Raw genomic sequence first — 19035 nt, forward strand, 5'->3', positions numbered from 1 at the left:
CCCGGAGCGGGCACCCGGATGATTGGATTGCCACATGTCCTCTTCGGCGCACGCTTCTGCGCGACCCCCGCGCGTGGCGGCACCGCCGCGCCCGCCGCTGACCCGCGACCGCGACTGTCTGGTGGCCGGCGTGGGCGCCGGTCTCGCCCGTCACCTCGGCGTGCGCGTGGGGCTGGTGCGGGCGCTGTTCATCGCGCTGACACTGTGCGGTGGCGCCGGCATCCTGCTCTACGCCTGGTGCTGGGTCTTCATGCCGTGGGCCGAGGGCGAGAGCGCACCGACGAGGCGGATGCCGGTGGCCTGGCTGCTGCTCGCTCCTGCCGCCGTGGGGATGCTCGTCGTCCTGGTCTGGCGCGGGGGCAGCGACTGGCTGAGCGGGTCGATCCCGCCGGACCTCGCCGCGGTCGTGGTGGGCGGCGCGGCGGCGTTCGCGACCGGCGCCGGGCTGTGGGCCACCCTCATCGATCGGACGGACACGGCCCGCGGGCCGCGGCACACGATGACCGTGCGGGTCGTCGCGATCCTGCTGCTGGCGCTGCTGTTCACGGTGCTGCTCTCCTGGCCCATCGCTCGGTCGGGGGTGGCGCTCGTGCTCCTCCCGCTCGCCGGGCTCGCCGCCGTGGTCTCGTCGGCCCTGATCCCGCGCTGGCGCGAACTCTCCGGTGAGCGGGTCCGCCGCATTCGCGAGGAGCAGCGCAGCCAGATGGCCGCGCACCTGCACGACTCCGTGCTGCAGACGCTCGCGTTGATCCAGAACAGGGCCGGTGCCTCCAGCGAGGCCGCGCGTCTCGCCAGGGCGCAGGAGCGCGAGCTGCGGGCGTGGCTGTACGACGGCGACGCCCCAGCCGACAGCGACCTGCCGACGGATCTGCGTGACTATGCCGGAGCGCTCGAACTCGACTACCCGGTGCGCATCGACGTGGTGTCGGCCGGCCTCTCCGCCGAGCGCGCGAGTGGGGAGCTCGCGGCCGCGGCCAGAGAGGCGATCCTGAACGCGGCCCGGCACGCGGGCGGCGAGATCTCGGTGTACATCGAGGGCAGCGCGACCGGCGTCGACGTGTTCATCCGCGACCGCGGTGCCGGGTTCTCGCTCGACGACGTGCCGAGCGACCGCCTCGGGGTGCGGGAGTCGATCATCGGCCGGATGCGTCGCGCCGGCGGCTCGGGCGGCGTCCGCAGCGACGAGAACGGCACCGAGGTGCATCTGAGCATCAGGTCGGGCGTGCACCAGGATCGGCCCGGCGCGCGCCCCGCGCCCACCCGGGAGGAGAACCGTGGCTGACAGCATCCGCGTCGTGATCGTCGACGACCACTCGATCTTCCGCTCCGGTCTGCGTGCCGATCTCGATGCCAGCGTCGACGTGGTGGGAGAGGCGGCCGACGTGCCGTCCGCCATCGCGGTGATCGGCGCGACGCAGCCCGATGTGGTGCTGCTCGACGTGCATCTGCCGGGCGGCCCCGGCGACGACGCGACCGGGGGAGAAGCCGTGATCCGTGGCTCGGCGCCGACCACCGCGCGATTCCTCGCACTGAGCGTGTCGGATGCGGCGGCCGATGTCGTGCGGGTGATCCGTGCCGGTGCGCGCGGCTACATCACCAAGGGATCGTCCGGCATCGAGGTCAGCAAGGCCGTGCACGCCGTGGCCGACGGCGATGCGGTGTTCTCACCGCGGCTCGCCGGCTTCGTGCTCGACGCGTTCGGGGCCGTCGCGGGAGAGACAGCGACCGCGACGGATGAGCTCGACCGGCTCTCGGCGCGCGAGCAGGAGGTCATGCGACTGATCGCGCGCGGCTACGCCTACAAGGAGGTCGCCTCCGAGTTGTTCATCTCGATCAAGACGGTCGAGACTCACGTGTCATCCGTGCTGCGCAAGCTGCAGCTCTCGTCGCGGCACGAACTCACCGCGTGGGCATCCGAGCGGCGACTGCTGTAGTCAGGCCACGCGACGCGTGACGCGCTCAGGTCGAGCGCGGGGCGTCAGGCTGCGAGCCAGAGGCCCTTCTGGTCCGTCGCGATGGTGAGGCCTGCGGCGACCGTCTCGTCGTCGCCGATCCGGGCGCCACGGACGATGCGCGCTCCGGCGCCGACGTCGGTGCGGACACCCACGTACGCGTGGTCGCCGATCGCGGCTCCCTGGCCGATGTGCGCGTGCGCATCGACGAAAGCTCCCTCACCGACCACGGCGTCTTCGTCGATCCAGGCGCCGCGGGCGATGGTCGCCCCGGCGCCGATTCGCGCGCCCGGTTCGATATAGGCACCCGCCTCGATGTGCGCCTTCGGATGCACCTTCGCGCCATGCGCGACCAGACCTCGACCGTTCGCGTGCTTGCGGTACCGCAGCGTCGCGCCCTGGTCGTTCTCGATGTCGACGTAGTTCTTACCCACGATTCCTCCCGTGCTCCGGAGTTCTCCGGATATATCAACAACCACGGCAGGGGCGGATTCATTCCCGCGGATGGATGTGGGGAGCGCGGGGGTGAGTCCCCCGCCAATCACGTCTGTCGCCTAACGGGTAGCATGTTATTGGGCGGGGTCTAGCAAAGAAGAGAGGTTCGTCGGTGGACTCATCCAATGCTGAACAGCAGCCGCCTGAGGGATCTGCTCAGAACAGCGGCGTTCCGCCGAGGATGAGCACCAACTCCCCACCCGCCATCTTCATCGCCGGCCTTGTGAGCATGCCCGTCGCCTTCATGCTGTGCCTGCAATATGTACCCGCACCCCTCACATGGCCCGCCGCGATCACAAGCGTCATCATGCTCGGCTTCGCCACCCGCTGGCTCACTGCACGTCAAGTACGAAAAGAAGCAGATCGAGCGAAGCGCGCGAAGTCGATCCCCCCGGACTAGACAACTCCTGCGACGATCATGGCGTTCCGACAAAACCCGATCAGGCCTTCAGCGGGTGCAGTTGCACGCATCAGGAGACCGCCGAGGAACCGATCATCTTCGCGAGATCCGCAGGGCGGCTCCACATCGGCCAGTGTCCGGTCGGGAGATCGATGACCTCGAGGTCATCGAGGGCGTCGACCTCGGCGAACATGGGATGCCCGGCGCGGGCGAGTTCCAGAAGCTGTGCGCTGGGGATGGAGCAGCAGACGAGGGTGGTGGGGGCTCGGCGGCGCGCCTCGTTGGTGAGTTCCACGGGCTGCCGGAGCACCGCCCCGGGCTCGGGGACTGCTCGGGCACGGAAGCGCTCGAGCACGTCGGCGCTCAGACCTTCGAGGCTGGCTTGCTCTCCGAGGACCTCGAAGGGCGGCAAGGGCAGCTCTGCCACCGCGTCGGGGAGGTCGGGCGCGAAGACGCCTCCCGGTGAGACGGGGCCGGAGTCGACCCAGATGATCCGGCGGACGTGCTCCGGATGCCGGTCGAGGACGATGCTGAGCGGAGCGTTGGCCCCGCTGTGGCCCACGAGCACCACGGGCCGGTCCGCCGAGGCTCCCGCGCGCGCCATGGCCTCTTCGATCGCGGCGGCCTGATCGTCGAGGGTCCGGGACGATCGCTCGGGATCGTGCGGGTCGAGGCCGGGGAGGGTGATGGCGATCGCATCAGCGCCGAGGGACTCCAGGCCCTCGCGCACCTCGTCCCAGGCCCACGCGCCGAGCCAGTGACCCGCGATCAGGATGATGGTCGGATTCTGTGTTTCTGTCGTCATAACTCGATGCTGGCACCGCCTCCGGACAGGTGTATGGCACTATTTCTGTCATGAATTCAACGAGGTGCCGGCGGTGAAGCGGACCGAGCGGCTCCATGCCCTGACCGAGATGCTGCGCCGCAACGGCACGCGAGGATGCACCGCGGATCGGCTCGCCGCCGAGTTCGAGGTGTCCGTTCGAACCGTGAAGCGCGACCTCGCCGCGCTGGCGAGCAGCGGTGCGGCGGTGTGGTCGCGCCCGGGACCCGGTGGTGGCTACGGGTTGGCGTCGAGTGCGTCCCTGCCTCCCATCAGCCTGTCGCCGGCCCAGGCCGTGGCGCTCCTGGCGGCTGTCTCGGCAGCTTCTGACGCTCCCTACGCCGACCTGGCATCGGCAGGCGTGCAGAAGATCATGGACGTCCTCGATCCCCGCACACGGGAGAGGGCCGCCGACCTGGGGCGTCGAGTGTGGGTCGACGGATCGCCCCCTTCCTCCCGCGCCGTCCGGTCGGTGCTGGAGGAGGCGATGGCCGAGCAGCGGACGATCCGGATCCGCTACACCTCCCTCGCCGGTGTCACGACCGCGCGTGAGATCGAGCCCGTCATGTTCGCCTCCACGAACGGCCAGTGGTACCTGGTCGGCTGGTGCCTGCTGCGCGACGCGATGCGATGGTTCGTCGTGTCACGAATCGAGCAGGCCCGCATGACGAACGCCGCATGCAGCGGTCACTCCGTTCAGGAGGTAGGGACCCCGCCGGCGAATGCCCGGCCGGTGCACGGGCACCGCAGCGAGTGATCGACTCGATCGAGGCGTCTGTGGCACGGCGACGGCGCCGTCAGCGTTGGCAGACCGGGCACCAGAACGTGACGCGCTCGCGCGTCGGATCCGCGCCCTGCTCGCCGCGCCGGATGAGGGTTCCGCAGCGGCGGCACGGGCGTCCGGCGCGGCCGTAGACCCAGGTGCCCTGGCCCGGGCGATCGATGCCCGTGAAGGTGCGGTTGCGGCGATTGCGGTTGGCGCGGATGGTGCGCACTCCGAGGTCGAGGAGGGCGGCGACATCGACCTCGGGCGTCGGTCGCGTCGGCAGGATTCCGCGCAGGAACAGGAGTTCTGCCGCGTACTCGTTGCCGAAACCTGCGACGTTGCGCTGATCGAGGAGGGCGACATGAATGCTGCGGGTGTCGGCTCCGAGCCGCCGGATGGCCTCGGCTGCATCCCAGTCGTCCGCGAGCGGATCGGGACCCAGATAGCCGACGAGTTGGTCTTCGTCGCGAGTGGGCACGACCTCGATCTCGGCGATGTCGACCCCGACGGCATCGCGCTCGGAGGTGCCGACGATCGCACGCACCTTGAAGGCCGGATGCCGCCACTTCTCCCCGGGCCGGTACACGAACCACGCGCCGTCCATGCGCAGATGCGAATGCAGGGTGCTGTCGCCGATGCGCATGAGCAGATGCTTGCCGCGGGGAACGACGCCGTGCACGGGCTGCCCGGTCAGGTCGATCGTCGCGAAGCGAGGGACACGGAGGTCGAAACGCGTGACCTCCGCACCGGCGATGGCCTCGTCGAGGCGCCGCGCGGTGCGGAAGACGGTATCGCCCTCGGGCATCAGGAGGCTCCGGATCCCGCCCCGAGATGCGGGGGCGGCGGAAGCGGCGACGATACGGCGTTTGGTGCAGGCGGCGGAGGTGTCATCGTCGCTCCGGACGCCGACGGCGCCGAGGTGCCGGTGCGCGCGAGCAGGTCGCGCGCGAGCATCGTGCTGCCGGCGACGGCGGCCGGCATGATCGCGACGGCCCCACCGGGGATCAGGAAGCAGAGCTGCGTGGCGACGCCGAAGCCGAGCACTCGTGCGCGGCTGCCCGAGAAGAGCGCGGCACGATCGGCGGGGCTGAGGTCGCGCGCGTCGAAGGCGCGGCCGGTGAGCTCGCGCGCCAGCAGTCGGCCGGTCAAGACGACGCCGGCGACGGCGCCCAGGAAGCCGCCGATGCCGGGGACGAGGCCGATCAGCAGGACGGAGATGGCGATGAGGATGCCGAGGAGGACCAGTCGCAGCCCCTCGCCGAGCGTGGTCCAGAAGCTGCCGCCGTCGGCGGGCGCGGGTGAGCCGAGGTCGACCTCGACCGCGTGCCAGATGCGCTGGTAGAACGGGTCGCCGATGGTCAGGGTCAGTGCGCTGAAGACCACGCTGGCGAGAGCCAGAGCGGCAGCGACGACGACGAGGCTCACCGCGGTGCGCAGCAGACCGCGCCACGGCTCGATCCATCCGTCGGCGAACGGGGTGAGCCACGTGGACAGCGACGGCATGCCGATCACCAGCGGCACGAGCAGGGCGGCGAGCACGATGACGGCGATGATCGCCGGGATCAGGCCCAGCGCCATGAGACCGGGGCGGGTGCGCCACAGGCCGAATCCCCGCAGCAGGGTGCGGATGCCGGCGGCGAACTCTCGGATCATGGCTTCCAGCGTAGGTGTGTCAGTAGTGGTAGCGCGCCTGCAGGATGATGACCTGATGGTCGTTGGCTGTGTAGACCAGTCGGTTCGTCTCGTCGATGCGCCGAGACCAGGCTCCGGCAAGAGCGTGCTTGAGCGGTTCCGGCTTGCCGATCCCCTCGAAGGGGTCATCGCGCAGGAGATCGGTCAGAAGGAGGTTGATCCGCTTGAGAGTCCGGCGATCCTCGGTCTGCCAATGGACGTAGTCCTCCCACCCCTGCGGCGTCCAAACCAGCACTCGCGAGGTCATGCCTCGTCGAGTGGATGTTCTGCGACGTCGCCTGCCTGTGCGGCGGCGAGAGCGACAAGCAGCCGGTTGGCATTCGCGGGGGAGCGCAGAAGGTGGCTGGTCTCGATCAGGGAGTCGTACTCGGACTTCGACATGAGGACGGCGGCGCCTCGGCGGGAGACGATCTCGATCTCGGAATGATCGAGGTTAACGCGCTCGATCAGGCCGAAGAGGTCGCGGCGCGCTTCGCTCGTGGTGATGGCCATGTGCATCCCTTCTGGTACCACTTATGGTACCACTCTGGATGGATCAGACGACCTTGCGGAGGGTGTAGCCCCGCGGGGTGGCCACGAAGCCCGCCTCCTGCAGAGCGAGTGCGAGGTCGGTGCCGTAAACGCCTTCGCCGTTGATCTTCTCGACGGTCAGGGTGTCGAGTCGGCGGGCGCGTGCTGTGGCCGCGAGATCGGATGCGGCGGCGCGGAGCACTTCGCCGTCATCACTGAACGACAGCACCGTACGGCCGCCGCGTTCGAGGGAGAGCACGAGGACGCCGTCGACCAGCACGACCAGGCCGCCCGCCTTGCGGCCCGGGCGATGCGAGACCCCATCGAGCTTGGGCCAGCCGAGGGCCGCGCCATAGGGGTTGGCGGGGTCGGTGGCCGCGAGGGTCACGGCCTTGCGTGGCGGAGGATCGGCGAGTCCGGCGTAGGTGCGCAGCCGGTCGACCGTGCCGGAGGCGGCGAACTGCGCGGCCCCGAGCTTCTCGATCACGTAGCCGCGACGGCAGTGGCCCGCCTCTTCGAACCCGGCGAGCACGCGGTACGCCTGGGCGAAGCCACCGGGAACACCCTCGGCCTGCACGGCGCCGCGGGTGACAACGCCGTAGCGGTCGAGCAGGAGGCCCGCGGTGACGGTGGCGCGGCGGGCGGCATCCGTCTCGAGCGTCGGCAGCAGGGACCAGCGCCCGCCGATCGACGTCGGCCGAGGCGCAGGGGAACCGGTGAAGGACACCCCGCGATACGTCCGAGCGCGGGGAGCCCGGCGCTTGACCTTGTGCGCCTGCGAACCGCCGGCGAGGAGTGAGCGGATGGGGCCGAACGTGTCGTTCGTCACGTAGCCCGACCAGGTCAGCGACCACAGCGCCTCGAGCACGGACTGCTCGTTGTCGGCCGCGGCCATATCCTTCAGCTGCGCCGCGAAGTACGCGCCGCCGACGTCGAGCGCGATGAGGATGCGCGACTCCAAAGAGTCGGAAGCGATCTCGGCGTCGCGCTCCGGCAGCGTGAACGGCGCGAGGTCGACCGGATGCAGCGACACCCAGCCGTCGCGCCCCGGGAGCGTGCCGTGGCCGGACCAGATGACCTCGCCCGCTGCCGTGAGCTCGTCGAGCATGGCGGGGGCGTAGTCGCGCACCCGCGAGGGCAGGACCAGCGATTCCCACGCGCTCGCCGGGATCGGCACTCCGGCGAACTGCTCGATCACGTTCAGCACGCCGTCGACGCCCTCCAGCGGTCGGCCCACGTGCTGCCAGTCGGGCAGGAAGCGCGCATACGCCTCGGGAGAGACCGGCTCCACCGAGCCGCGGATGGCAGCGAGCGAGCGCATCCGCAGGCGTCGCAGCACCTCGCTGTCGCACCACTCGATCGCGTCGCCGCTGCCGGCGGCCTCGGGCAGGAAGTACCCGCTCGTGAGGCGCCCGCCGGTATCCAGCCGCTGCAGGGTGTGGCGGGCGACCGCGGCGCCGAGCCCGAACCGGGTGGCGACGGCATCCGTCGTGAACGGGCCGTGCGTGCGGGCGTGCCGGGCGACGAGGTCTCCGAGCGGGTCGGCCAGCGGTTCGAGGAACGCCACCGGGATGCCCGTCGGGAGAGCGACCCCGAGCGCATCGCGCAGTCGGCCCGCGTCTTCGATCGCGGCCACCCGGCTCACGCCGCCGATCGTCACCGGAATCGCGCGCCGGGCGGTGATCAGGTCGTTGAGCAGTGCGGCGGCGGTCGCGGTGTCGACGGCCTCGGCCTCCGCTTCGAGCACACTCGCGGGGTCGAGGCGAGCCGCGACCTCTTCCGCGTCGAGCGGTCCGAGCATGCGCAGCAGGTCGGCGACGCCTTCGAGTCCGCGGGCGCGGCGGTCCGGATCGAGTCGTTGCGCCTCCCGCTCGAACTGGGCGATCACCTCGGGGTCGAGCAGCTCGCGCAGCTCGACGGTTCCCAGCAGCTCGCCCAGAAGGGCGGGGTCGACCGAGAGCGCGGCGGCCCGACGCTCGGCGAGCGGCGAGTCGCCCTCGTACATGAAGGCGCCCACGTAGCCGAACAGCAGGTCGCGGGCATACGGCGAGGGCTGGCCGGGCTCGGTCTCGACGAGGCGGATCCGGCGATCGGCGATGTAGGTCGCGAGCTTGCGCAGCGAGGGCAGGTCGTAGACGTCTTGCAGCACCTCGCGCAGCGTCTCGAGGATCACCGGGAAGGTCGGATGCCGCCGCGCCACCTCGAGCAGCTGCGCCGACCGCTGCCGCTGCTGCCAGAGCGGCGTGCGCTTGTTCGGGTTCATGCGGGGCATGAGCAGCGCCCGCGCCGCGCACTCGCGGAACCGCGAGGCGAACAGCGCGGAGCCGCCCACCTCCTCGGTGACCAGGTGCTCCAACTCGTCGGGCTCGAACACGAACAGCTCGGCTCCGGGCGGCTCGGCTTCGGCATCGGGGATGCGCACGATGATGCCGTCGTCGCTCGCGACCGCCGATCCTTCGACACCGAGGCGCTCGCGCACCCGGGCGTTGATGGCCAGCGCCCACGGGGCGTGCACCTTCATGCCGTACGGGGAATGCAGGATGACCCGCCAGTCGCCGACCTCATCGCGGCCGCGCTCCACGGTGAGCGTGCGGTCGGTGGGGAGGGTGCCCGTCGCCTCGCGCTGCTCGGTCAGATGCGCCATCAGGTTCGCCCGCGCCTGCTCGTCGAGCCCGGCGTCGATCAGTCGCTGGGCCGCCTTCTCGGGGGTCGCCGCCGACACCTCTCGGGAGAACGCTCCGAGCGCCTCGCCGAGCTCGAAGGGGCGACCGATGCCGTCGCCGTGCCAGAACGGCACCTTGCCGGGTTGGCCGTACGCGGGGATCACGTTGACACGGTCATGGGTGATCTCGGCGATGCGCCAGCTGGTGGTGCCGAGCGTGAACACGTCGCCCACGCGCGACTCGTAGACCATCTCCTCGTCGAGCTCGCCCACGCGCGCGCCGGTCGTCTCGCCGGCCACGAACACCCCGAACAGGCCGCGGTCCGGGATGGTCCCGCCGCTGGTCACGGCGATGCGCTGTGCGCCCGGACGCCCGGTGAGGGTGCCCGCGTCGCGGTCCCACACCAGCCGCGGCCGCAGCTCGGCGAACTCGTCGGAGGGGAAGCGTCCGGCCAGCAGGTCGAGCGTCGCTTCGTAGGCCGAGCGGGGGAGCGACTGGAACGGCGCGGAACGACGGACCGTCTCGAACCACTCCTCGACGCTGATGGCACCGAGGGCGCTCGCGGCGACCGTCTGCTGGGCGAGGATGTCGAGCGGATTGCGCGGCACCTGGATCGCCTCGATCTTGCCCGCCAGCATCCGCTCGGTGACGATCGCGGTGTGCAGCACGTCGCCGCGGTGCTTCGGGAAGAGGGCGGCACGGCTGATCTCGCCCACCTGGTGCCCGGCGCGGCCGACGCGCTGCAGCCCGGAGGCCGCAGACGGCGGGGCCTCGACCTGGATCACCAGGTCGACCGCGCCCATGTCGATGCCGAGTTCGAGACTGCTCGTCGCCACGACACAGCGCAGCACGCCCGACTTGAGTTCTTCTTCGACCTGGGCGCGCTGCTCTTTCGACACCGAGCCGTGGTGCGCCTTGGCGAGCACGGGATCGGCGCCCGCGGTCGCCCCGGCCTGCGCCATCATCGCGGCAGGCACCGTCGCGGCCGGAAGCTCGACCCCGATCCGCTCGGAGTAGATCTCGTTCAGACGGCCGGTGAGGCGCTCGGCGAGCCGACGGGAGTTGGCGAACACGATCGTGGAGTTGTTCTGCAGGATGCGGTCGACGATCGCCTCTTCGACGTGTGGCCAGACCGACCCGGTGACCTCGCTGTACTCGGCATCCGCCGCCTCCCCTGGCACCCCGGGCGGCGGTGGCGGGTTGGTCATGTCGTCCATCGGGACGACCACCCCGAGCTCGAAGGTCTTCGATGCCGGCGGTGCGACGATCTCGACCGGGGCTGAGCCGCCGAGGAACCGCGCAACCTCGTCGATGGGGCGGACCGTGGCCGAGAGGCCGATCCGCTGAGCCGGGGTCTCGATGCCGTTGAGTCGGCGCAGCGCGTCGAGGCGCTCCAGGCTCACGGCGAGGTGCGCTCCGCGCTTGGTGGCGGCGACCGCGTGCACCTCGTCGATGATCACGGTGTGCACCCCGCGCAGAGTCTCGCCCGCGCGGCTCGTGAGCATGAGATACAGCGACTCGGGCGTCGTGATGAGGATGTCGGGCGGATCGGAGACCAGCTTGCGGCGGTCGCTCGACGTCGTGTCGCCCGAGCGCACGCCGACCGTCACCGCGGGGGCGGGCACTCCGAGCCGCCGGGCCGACTGTCCGATGCCGATCAGCGGGGACCGCAGGTTGCGCTCGACGTCGACGCCGAGGGCCTTCAGGGGGGAGATGTAGAGGATGCGGGTGCGCGGCTCGCCCTTGGCCGGTGGGGCGGTCTCGGTCATTCGCTCGCGGAACACGCTGTCGATCGCCCAGAGGAACGCCGACAGCGTCTTGCCGGAACCGGTCGGCGCAACTACCAGTGCGTGCTTGCCCGCGGAAATCGCGTCCCAGGCACCCGCCTGGGCGGGAGTGGGCGCGGGGAAAGCACCCCGGAACCAGTCCTGTGTGGCGGGGGTGAAGCGTTCGAGCACGTCGCTCATCCCTCCATCTTCGTCGAGGCCGGGGACATCGGGGCGAAAGGGGCGTGAGGAGAGCTGGCGAGGGGCGTCGTACTGAGGTACGACGCCCCTCCGGAGTGGGCACTTCGGGCCGACGCGACGCGGATGCCTCCGCTCATACCGTCTCCTTATGCCCACCGAACAGACCGCCTCCGCTCCTGCCCGAACCGCCCTCCGCGCTCTCATCGCGATCGCCGGAAGCGTCCTCGTCGCCGTCGCCCTGACGATCATCTGGATCGCCCGGCTGAGCATCGACCGCGTCCTCTACGTGAGCGGGCTCGGGGCTGCCGGCGAGCCGACGGCCGGGTGGTTCGAGCTCGCGCTGCTCCTGCTCGTCGCCGGCGGATTCTCGGTCGCCTGGGCCGCGCGCGGCCTGCGTTCGACGGCGCCGTGGCTGAGCGTCGGGTCGCCGTCCCTTTCGGTGGCGATCGCCTCGTCGCTGTTCCTCGTCGCCTCGCAGGTGCCGTGCACGACCGGATGCCCGCTGCCGGTCGGCCCCACGTTCACCTGGCAGGATCTCGTGCACACGACGGTCGCCGTGCTCGCTTTCGCGCTCGCCGCGTTCGCGATGCTGCAGGTGTCGTTCGTCAAAGACCGCCCGATGCTGCGGATCCTCTCGCTGGGCGCGGGCATCTCGACCGCGGTGATCGCCGCGGCCGGCGGCATCCTCTCGCTCCTGCAGTTCCGCACCGACATCGGCAGCATGCTCGAACTCGTCGCGACGACGATCGGGATGGGGTGGCTCGCGATCCTCGGCCTCGAGACGGCCGTCTCGCAGCGACCGCGTGCGGTGCGCAGGCAGACGTGGGAGCCGGTGCCACGGGGGCGCGCCGTCGACCGGACCGCCGTGCGTCGCCCCGCCACGGGAGCGCTCGTCGCCGTCGCCGGCTGACGGAACGCGACGAGTGCGGTGCGTAGAGTCGTCCCATGCGAGAGTCAGCACCCGCCGATGGCGAGGTCCGCGCGATGAATCTGCCGCGGCCTCCCGGAGTGGTGCGGCGGTTCTGGAGCCGGCATCCCTGGCTCTTCGACGGGCTGCTCGCCTTCCTCTATCTCCTCCTCAGCACCTTCCTGGCGCTGATCACCCCGCTGTCGTCGGGAGTCTGGTCGCCGGACGCGTCGATCATCGTCCCGCTCGTGCTCGGTGTGATCGCCGCCGCCGGACTGCTCCTGCGCCGCCAGCGGCCCTGGCTCACGTTCGCGGTGTTCGCCGTCGTCGCGGTCGTCGCCTTCGTGTCGGACACCCCGGCGGAGCCGTTCGGACTCGGCCTCGCGCTCTACGCCCTCTTCGTCTACCGGTCGAACCGCAGCGGATGGCTCGCGTTCGGAGTGACGGTGCTGGCCGGCGTCCTCGTCTTCCCGGCATTGGACTGGGTGCGTCGCGGCGCACCGGAGAGCGCCTTCACCTCCGTGCCGGGGAGTCTGCTGTTCCTCGTCGTGATGCTGATCGCGGCGCTCCTCGGGGTGACCGTGGGTGATCGACGCCGATACATCGGGGCGATCCTCGACCGCGCCAACCAGCTCGCGCGCGAACGCGACCAGCAGGCGCGTATCGCGACGCTGGCGGAGCGCGCCCGGATCACCCGCGAGATCCACGATGTCGTCGCGCACAGCGTCTCGGTCATGGTGTCGCTCGCCGACGGCGCGAGCGCCCTGGCCGAGAAGGATCCGCAGCGGTCTCGCAGCGCCATCCAAGAGATCGGCGAGGTCGGTCGACAGTCGCTCGTCGAGATGCGGCAGCTGCTCGGTGCTCTCGGTGACGACGGCGGCGACGGCGAGGAGCAGAGTCCGCTGCGGCCGAACCCCGGCCTCAGCGAGCTCGCATCGCTCGTCGAGACGTTCCGCGCCGCCGGGCTGCCGGTGACGGTGCGGATGGAAGGGGCCGTGCCATCGTCGCCTGCCCTGCAGAACACGATCCACCGCATCGTGCAGGAAGCCCTCACGAACGCCCTCCGCTACGCGAAGGAACCGCGGGAGGTTCTCGTGAACCTCGACTTCCGCGCCGACCTGTTCGTCATCGAGATCACCGACGACGGGCGGCAGGGGCCACCGGCGGCGTCGGTCGGGTCGGGACGCGGCCTCGTCGGCATCCGCGAACGCGCCCGCCTCGCGGGGGGAACGGTGGAAGCGGGCCCCGTATCCGGCGGCGGCTGGCGAGTGCGGGTGGAGATCCCCGAACAGGAGGAGAACTCATGAGTGAAGAGCAGATTCGCGTGCTCCTCGTCGACGACCACGAATTGATCCGTCGCGGGATGCGGATGGTGCTCGACGCCGAGGATGACATGCGCGTGGTCGGTGAGGCGGCGTCCGGCGCGGAAGCCGTGCACATGGCGGAAGATCTGCAGCCCGATGTGATCCTGATGGACATCCGGATGCCGGAGATGGACGGCATCGAGGCGACCAGACGCATCGTCCGTGGGACGCCGTCGAGCCGCGTCCTGGTGCTGACGACGTTCGACCTCGACGAGTACGCGTTCGGGAGCCTCCGGGCGGGGGCGAGCGGATTCCTGCTGAAGAACACGCCTCCCGCGCAGCTGCTCGCCGCCATCCGTTCGATCGCGGCGGGTGACGCCCTGGTCTCCCCGCGGGTCACCCGAGCGATGCTCGACCTGTTCGCCACCCGCCTGCCGCGGCAGACCGAGACGGTCGATCCGAGGTTGGACGTGCTGACCGAGCGTGAGCGGGAGGTGTTCCTCGCGATCGCGAAGGGCTTCAACAACACCGAGATCGGTGAGAGCCTCTTCGTCTCGGAGTCGACCGTGAAGACCCATGTCGGACGCATCCTTCAGAAGCTCGACCTCCGCGACCGGGTGCAGGCCGTGATCCTCGCTTACGAGGCCGGGCTGGTGTGAGGGGCCGGGCCGGGACGGATCCCGGGCCGGCACCGATCGCCCCGGTCATGACCCCAGCGAGGCCTCCTGCAGAGCCCCCTCGCCGTCGATCTCGAGCGTCAGATCGAGGTCGAGTCGGCGCAGGAACGCGTCGTCATGGCTGACGACGAGCACCGCTCCCCGATAGGAGCGCAGCGCCTCGACCAGTTGATCGACCGTGTCGACGTCGAGGTTGTTGGTCGGCTCGTCGAGCACCACGAGGTGCGGTGCGGGATCGGCGAGCAGCAGCTTCGCCAGCGCCACCCGGAAGCGCTCGCCGCCGGAGAGGGCGGACACCGGGCGCTCCGCCGTCGCGCCGCGGATCAGGAACCGGGCGAGCCGGTTGCGCAGCTCCTTCTCGGGAACCTGGGGCGCCGCGGCCGCGATGTTCTCGAACACCGACCGCTCCTCGTCGAGGCCGTCGACCCGCTGCGGCAGGTAGCCGATCAGGTCGGTGTGGGCCTCGATGTGCAGGGTCGGCCGTTCATTACTCCTCAATCCTTCGGCTGAATCGGCCGAAGAGCCCTGTTCCGGGCCGTCGGCCGTCGTTTCTGAGGAGTTGTGAACACCGCCCGCGACCAACCGCTCCAGCAGCGTCGTCTTGCCGGCGCCGTTCCGGCCGATCAGGGCCACACGCTCGGGACCCTGGATCACCCAGGCCCGCTCCTCGTCTCCGATCGTCGCGATCCGGCGGCTCCGGGACACCTGCGGATCGGGCAGCTCGATCTTCATCGACGAGTCCGAGCGCACGCGGCGCCCGGCCTCCTCGCGAGCGTTGTGTGCGGCCTCCTCCTTGGCGCCGACCTCGGTGCGGAGCCGGCCCGCCGACACCTCGGCCGCCATCTTGCGGCCGTGCGCGATGATCTTCGGTACCCGCTTCTCGATCTCGGCCTTCTTCGCCGTGCGGGCGCGGTGCGCGAGTTTGACCTCGGCTTCGATCCGCTGGCGCTTCTCCTTGCGGAGCACCTGTGCGGCGGTGACCTCGGCCTGCTTCGCAGCATCCTGCTCGGCATCCAGCCAGCTACGCCACTCGGAGTACGGACCGCCGAACACGCTCAGCGTCTGGGCATAGAGCTCGGCGGTGTCGTCCATCAGCTCCAGCAGCGACAGGTCATGACTGACGACGATGAGCGTGCCCTTCCACGCGCGCACCATCGCCGCGAGCTTCGCCCTGGCGTCGCGGTCGAGGTTGTTGGTCGGCTCGTCGAGGAGCGTGATCGGCGCGCGACGCAGGCGGATGCCGGCGATCGCCACGAGCACGGCCTCCCCTCCGGAGAGCTCGCCGATGCGGCGGTCGAGGAACTCCGGCGCGAGGCCGGCTTCGGCGAGCGACGCCTCGGCCCGCGCCTCGATGTCCCAGTCGTCTCCGACCGCGTCGAAGTGGGCGGGGTCGACGTCGCCGGCGCTGATCGCCCGCACGGCGTCGAGCGCCTCGGACACGCCGAGGAGCTCGGCGACCCGGCGGTCGACGTCGAGGGTCAGCTGCTGCGGGAGGTACGCGACCTCGCCGGACGCTGTGACGACGCCCGACGTCGGTTCGAGTTCGCCGGCCATCAGGCGCAGCAGCGTCGATTTGCCGGCGCCGTTGCGTCCGACGAGGCCGGTGCGTCCGGACCCGAAGGCACCGGACACGCCGTCGAGCGCGACCGACCCGTCGGGCCAGGTGAAGGTGAGCCGGTCGAGGATGACCGACGCGTGAAGAGTGGTGGGTTGTGACATGAGTGTCTCCTGTCGAGTGCGAGGGTGCACTGACACCGAGCCCCGGCCGGGCGTGAACGCGTCACGGATGCGGAGGGGAGGGTCTGCCGTGGAGTCGGCGATCGTCGGTTCAGCGCGCGGAAAGAGGAGCGCGGAGGCGACGGATCAGATCAAAGGACTTCCAGACACGGCGGACAGGACCCCCGACGATACCCGGGCGTGTCGGCGTTTCGCAACCCCGGGCGTGTCGCGTCCGAGGCGGCTTGGACTCAGCGACCGGGCAGCACGACGGGAGCGCCGGTGTCCGGGTCGGCGATCACGCGCGCCTTCAGGTCGAACAGCTCGGTGAGCAGCCGTGCATCGACGATGTCCCGCGGTGCGCCCTCGGCGACGATGCGCCCATCCTTCATCGCGATCAGGTGCGAGGCGTAGCGGGCGGCCTGATTGATGTCGTGCAGCACCACGACGACCGTGCGCCCCTCCTGGTGTAGCCGCGTGACGAGTTCGAGCACCTCGATCTGATGCCCGATGTCGAGGAACGTCGTCGGCTCGTCCAGCAGCAGGATAGGGGTCTCCTGGGCGAGCGCCATCGCGATCCACGCGCGCTGGCGCTGTCCACCGGAGAGCTCGTCGACGTTGCGCTCGGCGAGGTCGGTGACGTTCGTCGCCGCCATGGCCTCCGCGACCGCCCGCTCGTCTTCGGCCGACCAACTCGAGAGCACGCTCTGATGCGGGTAGCGGCCGCGTCCGACGAGGTCGGCGACCGTGATGCCCTCGGGGGCGAGCGGGCTCTGCGGCAGCAGTCCCATCCGCCGCGCCACCTCCTTGGTCGACAGGCGGGTGATGTCGCCGCCGTCCAGGAGCACGCGGCCTCCGGTGGCGGGGAGCAGTCGGGAGAGTGCGCGCAGCAGCGTCGACTTGCCGCAGGCGTTCGGCCCGACGATCACGGTGAGCTCGCCGTCGGGGATCCGCACGTCGAGTCCGTCGAGCACCCCTCGTCCGCCGTAGCCGGCGCGCAGTTCCTCGGTCGCGAGTCGTGTCATCGTCGTCCTCCTCCGGTGAAGCGCCTGCTCTCGCGCATGAGCAGCACGAGCAGATAGAGGCCGCCGATGCAGATCGTCACCGCGCCGGTCGGCAGGGTCACGTCGGGGATCGCATGCTGGGCGATCACGTCCGCGACCAGCAGCAGCACCGACCCGGTCAGTGCGGCCCCGACGAGGTCGACCGAGGTGCCGCGCCCGGTCAGCCGCTGCCCGATCTGCGGGGCGGCCAGGGCCACGAACGCGATCGGCCCGGCGGCGGCGGTCACCGCGGCGATCGCGGCGACGCCGAGCAGCATGAGCATGCCGCGCGTGCGTTCCAGCGAGATGCCGAGCATGGCCGCGGCGTCGTCGCCCAGCTCGAGCCGCCGCATCCGGCGCTGAGCGGCCGGGGCGCACAGCAGCACCGCGGCGATCGCGATCGCGGCGAATCCGAGAGTGGTCCAGTCGACCGCCGCGAGGGATCCCGCGCCCCAGACGGCCGCACGCAGCGCGAGGTCGACGTCGGCCCTGGTGCTGAACCACGTGTTCAGGGACTGCAGGAGCGCGCCCATCGCGATGCCGACGATGATGAGCCGGAACCCCTGCATGCCGCGGCGGAACGCCAGCATGTAGACGATCGTCGCGGTCAGCACGCCGCCGATCAGCGCCCCGGCGGCGTAGGCGGCATAGCCGGTCGCGCCGGTCAGCATCATCAGGATCACGCCCGAGTACGAGCCGGTGCTGAAGCCGATCACATCCGGGCTGCCCAGGGGGTTGCGGGTGAGGGACTGGAAGATGCTGCCCGAGATGCCCAGCGCCGCGCCGAACAGCAGCGCCGCGACCACCCGGGGCGCCCGCCACTCGATGACGACCTTGCGCACCGGCCCTTCGGACTGCCCGAGGAAAGCACCGATCACCTCACCGGCGCTGACTCCGTAGCTGCCGAGCGTCATCGCCCAGACCGCGAGGCCGAGGGCGAGGGCGGTGAGAGCCGCGCAGACCAGCAGCATCCGGCGAGTGGTGCGCACCGAGAGCGGGCCGGCGCGCAGGACGAGGGTCACGCTCACAGGGCCTTCGCCTTCCCGCCGCGGACGAGCGCGATGAGCACCGGTGCGCCGATCAGCGGCAGCATCACGCCGACCTGCAGCTCGGCGGGGATCACGAGGATCCGGCCGAGGATGTCGGCGCCGAGCACCAGGGCGGGTGCGAGCACGGCGGAGTACAGCGTGATCCAGATCCAGTCGGGTCCGGTGATCCAGCGCACGGCGTGGGGGACGACCAGTCCGACGAACACCAGGGGTCCGACGGCCGCCGTCGCCGCACCGCACAGGAGCGCGACGGCCAGGATGATCGCGACCCGTGTGACGCCGAGCCGTACCCCGACGGCCCGTGCGGTGTCCTCACCGAGCGCGAGGGCGTTCAGCGGACGCACGCAGAACGCCGCGATCAGGAGTCCGACGGCGATGGGCACGAGAACCGCGTCGATCGTGCCGCTCGGGCGATCGGCGAGCGTGCCCGCGCCCCAGAAGCGCATCCGGTCGAACGTCTCCGTGTCGATGAGGGCGAGTGTGTGCGAGAACCCGGTGAGCACGGCCGCGAACGCCACACCGACCAGGGTCAGGCGCACCGGAGACCCCGCACCCCGACCGGCGCCGGCGGCGAGGTACACGAGAGCGGATGCCGCGATGGCGCCGACGAACGCGAACGGCAGGTACTGGTCGATCCGGGTGATCCCGAGGAAGGCCACCGCGAGCGTGACCGCGAAGCCCGCCCCGGCGTTCACCCCGAGGATGCCGGGGTCGGCGAGCGGGTTCCGGGTGAGAGCCTGGATGAGCGCCCCCGAGACTCCGAGCGCGGCGCCCACGAGGAGGCCGAGCACCGTGCGGTCGACGCGGGCGCTGGTGACCGTGACCTGGCTCACCGATCCGTCCGGGGCCACGAACGCCCGCCAGACCACGTCGAGCGGCAGTGCGGCCGATCCCACGACCACGCTCAGCACGCACAGCGCGGCGAGGAGCAGCAGCGAGACGACGAGTCCGAACACCCGGCGCCGGGTACGCGTCTGCCGAACGCCGGCTCCGGTGGCCGGCGCGGTGTGCGTGGCGGTGGTCATGGGGCTCCTCTGAACGCCGAAACGCTAACAGCTTCCGGCGGTCGCG

The 19035-nt window shown here is 70.9% G+C and carries 18 protein-coding genes; 6 read left to right on the forward strand and 12 right to left on the reverse strand.

Features of this window, described 5'->3' with window-relative positions:
* Positions 1-34 precede the first annotated feature (34 nt).
* Both J7E45_RS14975 and J7E45_RS14980 read left to right on the forward strand, forming a co-directional pair.
* Positions 35-1282 carry an ATP-binding protein gene (locus J7E45_RS14975; RefSeq protein ID WP_215070347.1) on the forward strand — a complete coding sequence of 416 codons (1248 nt, stop codon included), beginning with the start codon at positions 35-37 and terminating at the stop codon, positions 1280-1282.
* Positions 1275-1934, forward strand: a complete 660-nt coding sequence (locus J7E45_RS14980; protein ID WP_215070350.1) for a response regulator transcription factor — start codon at positions 1275-1277, stop codon at positions 1932-1934. The genes J7E45_RS14975 and J7E45_RS14980 overlap by 8 nt, the downstream gene beginning before the upstream one ends.
* A gap of 44 nt (positions 1935-1978) precedes the next feature.
* Here the strand turns inward: J7E45_RS14980 and J7E45_RS14985 are convergent, their stop codons facing one another.
* The 3 genes from J7E45_RS14985 to J7E45_RS14995 form a co-directional block, all read right to left on the reverse strand.
* Entirely contained in the window at positions 1979-2386 is a 408-nt protein-coding gene (locus tag J7E45_RS14985) for a DapH/DapD/GlmU-related protein (protein ID WP_091029257.1), read from the reverse strand.
* Between the two features lie 217 nt (positions 2387-2603).
* Positions 2604-2756: a hypothetical protein gene (locus J7E45_RS14990; protein WP_215070352.1), complete on the reverse strand. Its 153-nt coding sequence runs from the start codon at positions 2754-2756 to the stop codon at positions 2604-2606.
* Between the two features lie 161 nt (positions 2757-2917).
* Entirely contained in the window at positions 2918-3652 is a 735-nt protein-coding gene (locus J7E45_RS14995) for an alpha/beta fold hydrolase (RefSeq protein WP_215070354.1), read from the reverse strand.
* A 73-nt stretch (positions 3653-3725) separates the two neighbouring features.
* On the opposite strand from J7E45_RS14995, the gene J7E45_RS15000 reads away from it, so the two are divergent.
* Positions 3726-4427, forward strand: a complete 702-nt coding sequence (locus J7E45_RS15000; RefSeq protein WP_215070356.1) for a YafY family protein — start codon at positions 3726-3728, stop codon at positions 4425-4427.
* Between the two features lie 40 nt (positions 4428-4467).
* On the opposite strand, the gene J7E45_RS15005 is transcribed toward J7E45_RS15000, so the two are convergent.
* From J7E45_RS15005 to J7E45_RS15025, 5 genes are read right to left on the reverse strand one after another with little or no spacing between them, the layout of a single operon-like run.
* Complete coding sequence (locus J7E45_RS15005) at positions 4468-5241, reverse strand: DNA-formamidopyrimidine glycosylase family protein (RefSeq protein WP_215070358.1); 774 nt, start codon at positions 5239-5241, stop codon at positions 4468-4470.
* Complete coding sequence (locus J7E45_RS15010) at positions 5241-6089, reverse strand: EI24 domain-containing protein (protein WP_215070360.1); 849 nt, start codon at positions 6087-6089, stop codon at positions 5241-5243. Before J7E45_RS15010 ends, J7E45_RS15005 begins: the two co-directional genes overlap by 1 nt.
* Before the next feature lie 19 nt (positions 6090-6108).
* Positions 6109-6375, reverse strand: coding sequence for a Txe/YoeB family addiction module toxin (locus tag J7E45_RS15015; protein ID WP_215070362.1), 267 nt, complete (start codon positions 6373-6375; stop codon positions 6109-6111).
* Positions 6372-6620, reverse strand: coding sequence for a type II toxin-antitoxin system Phd/YefM family antitoxin (locus J7E45_RS15020; protein ID WP_091029280.1), 249 nt, complete (start codon positions 6618-6620; stop codon positions 6372-6374). The genes J7E45_RS15015 and J7E45_RS15020 overlap by 4 nt, the downstream gene beginning before the upstream one ends.
* 43 nt (positions 6621-6663) lie before the next feature.
* Positions 6664-11268 carry an ATP-dependent helicase gene (locus J7E45_RS15025; RefSeq protein ID WP_215070364.1) on the reverse strand — a complete coding sequence of 1535 codons (4605 nt, stop codon included), beginning with the start codon at positions 11266-11268 and terminating at the stop codon, positions 6664-6666.
* 148 nt (positions 11269-11416) lie between these two features.
* Between J7E45_RS15025 and J7E45_RS15030 the strand changes: the two genes are divergently transcribed.
* The 3 genes from J7E45_RS15030 to J7E45_RS15040 are packed head-to-tail and all read left to right on the forward strand — an operon-like array spanning position 11417 to position 14138.
* Positions 11417-12178, forward strand: coding sequence for a DUF998 domain-containing protein (locus J7E45_RS15030; protein WP_215070366.1), 762 nt, complete (start codon positions 11417-11419; stop codon positions 12176-12178).
* Positions 12179-12213: 35 nt separating this feature from the next.
* Positions 12214-13482 (forward strand): histidine kinase, encoded by a 1269-nt coding sequence (locus J7E45_RS15035; RefSeq protein WP_215070368.1) that lies wholly within the window; start codon positions 12214-12216, stop codon positions 13480-13482.
* The gene (locus J7E45_RS15040) at positions 13479-14138 is read left to right on the forward strand and encodes a response regulator transcription factor (RefSeq protein ID WP_215070370.1); all 660 of its coding nucleotides are present in this window, start codon (positions 13479-13481) and stop codon (positions 14136-14138) included. Before J7E45_RS15035 ends, J7E45_RS15040 begins: the two co-directional genes overlap by 4 nt.
* A gap of 45 nt (positions 14139-14183) precedes the next feature.
* Here J7E45_RS15040 and J7E45_RS15045 read toward each other — a convergent pair whose 3' ends face one another.
* The 4 genes from J7E45_RS15045 to J7E45_RS15060 all read right to left on the reverse strand — a co-directional run bounded on the left by J7E45_RS15045 (position 14184) and on the right by J7E45_RS15060 (position 18989).
* Positions 14184-15875 carry an ABC-F family ATP-binding cassette domain-containing protein gene (locus J7E45_RS15045; protein WP_215070372.1) on the reverse strand — a complete coding sequence of 564 codons (1692 nt, stop codon included), beginning with the start codon at positions 15873-15875 and terminating at the stop codon, positions 14184-14186.
* A 248-nt stretch (positions 15876-16123) separates the two neighbouring features.
* Complete coding sequence (locus J7E45_RS15050) at positions 16124-16897, reverse strand: ABC transporter ATP-binding protein (protein WP_215070374.1); 774 nt, start codon at positions 16895-16897, stop codon at positions 16124-16126.
* The gene (locus J7E45_RS15055) at positions 16894-17943 is read right to left on the reverse strand and encodes an iron chelate uptake ABC transporter family permease subunit (RefSeq protein ID WP_308162146.1); all 1050 of its coding nucleotides are present in this window, start codon (positions 17941-17943) and stop codon (positions 16894-16896) included. The genes J7E45_RS15050 and J7E45_RS15055 overlap by 4 nt, the downstream gene beginning before the upstream one ends.
* Complete coding sequence (locus J7E45_RS15060; protein WP_215070376.1) at positions 17940-18989, reverse strand: iron chelate uptake ABC transporter family permease subunit; 1050 nt, start codon at positions 18987-18989, stop codon at positions 17940-17942. The genes J7E45_RS15055 and J7E45_RS15060 overlap by 4 nt, the downstream gene beginning before the upstream one ends.
* Between the last annotated feature and the right edge of the window lie 46 nt (positions 18990-19035).

This window comes from Microbacterium sp. ISL-59, from assembly GCF_018613945.1.
Taxonomy (GTDB): domain Bacteria; phylum Actinomycetota; class Actinomycetes; order Actinomycetales; family Microbacteriaceae; genus Microbacterium; species Microbacterium oxydans_B.

Coding starts and splice junctions, on each gene's coding strand:
- J7E45_RS15015 (WP_215070362.1), bottom strand. CDS start 6,375: ATGACCTCGCGAGTGCTGGTTTGGACGCCGCAGGGGTGGGAGGACTAC.
- J7E45_RS15025 (WP_215070364.1), bottom strand. CDS start 11,268: ATGAGCGACGTGCTCGAACGCTTCACCCCCGCCACACAGGACTGGTTC.
- J7E45_RS15005 (WP_215070358.1), bottom strand. CDS start 5,241: ATGCCCGAGGGCGATACCGTCTTCCGCACCGCGCGGCGCCTCGACGAG.
- J7E45_RS14975 (WP_215070347.1), top strand. CDS start 35: ATGTCCTCTTCGGCGCACGCTTCTGCGCGACCCCCGCGCGTGGCGGCA.
- J7E45_RS15040 (WP_215070370.1), top strand. CDS start 13,479: ATGAGTGAAGAGCAGATTCGCGTGCTCCTCGTCGACGACCACGAATTG.
- J7E45_RS14995 (WP_215070354.1), bottom strand. CDS start 3,652: ATGACGACAGAAACACAGAATCCGACCATCATCCTGATCGCGGGTCAC.
- J7E45_RS15010 (WP_215070360.1), bottom strand. CDS start 6,089: ATGATCCGAGAGTTCGCCGCCGGCATCCGCACCCTGCTGCGGGGATTC.
- J7E45_RS15060 (WP_215070376.1), bottom strand. CDS start 18,989: ATGACCACCGCCACGCACACCGCGCCGGCCACCGGAGCCGGCGTTCGG.
- J7E45_RS14990 (WP_215070352.1), bottom strand. CDS start 2,756: ATGATGACGCTTGTGATCGCGGCGGGCCATGTGAGGGGTGCGGGTACA.
- J7E45_RS15030 (WP_215070366.1), top strand. CDS start 11,417: ATGCCCACCGAACAGACCGCCTCCGCTCCTGCCCGAACCGCCCTCCGC.
- J7E45_RS15045 (WP_215070372.1), bottom strand. CDS start 15,875: ATGTCACAACCCACCACTCTTCACGCGTCGGTCATCCTCGACCGGCTC.
- J7E45_RS15020 (WP_091029280.1), bottom strand. CDS start 6,620: ATGGCCATCACCACGAGCGAAGCGCGCCGCGACCTCTTCGGCCTGATC.
- J7E45_RS15050 (WP_215070374.1), bottom strand. CDS start 16,897: ATGACACGACTCGCGACCGAGGAACTGCGCGCCGGCTACGGCGGACGA.
- J7E45_RS15035 (WP_215070368.1), top strand. CDS start 12,214: ATGCGAGAGTCAGCACCCGCCGATGGCGAGGTCCGCGCGATGAATCTG.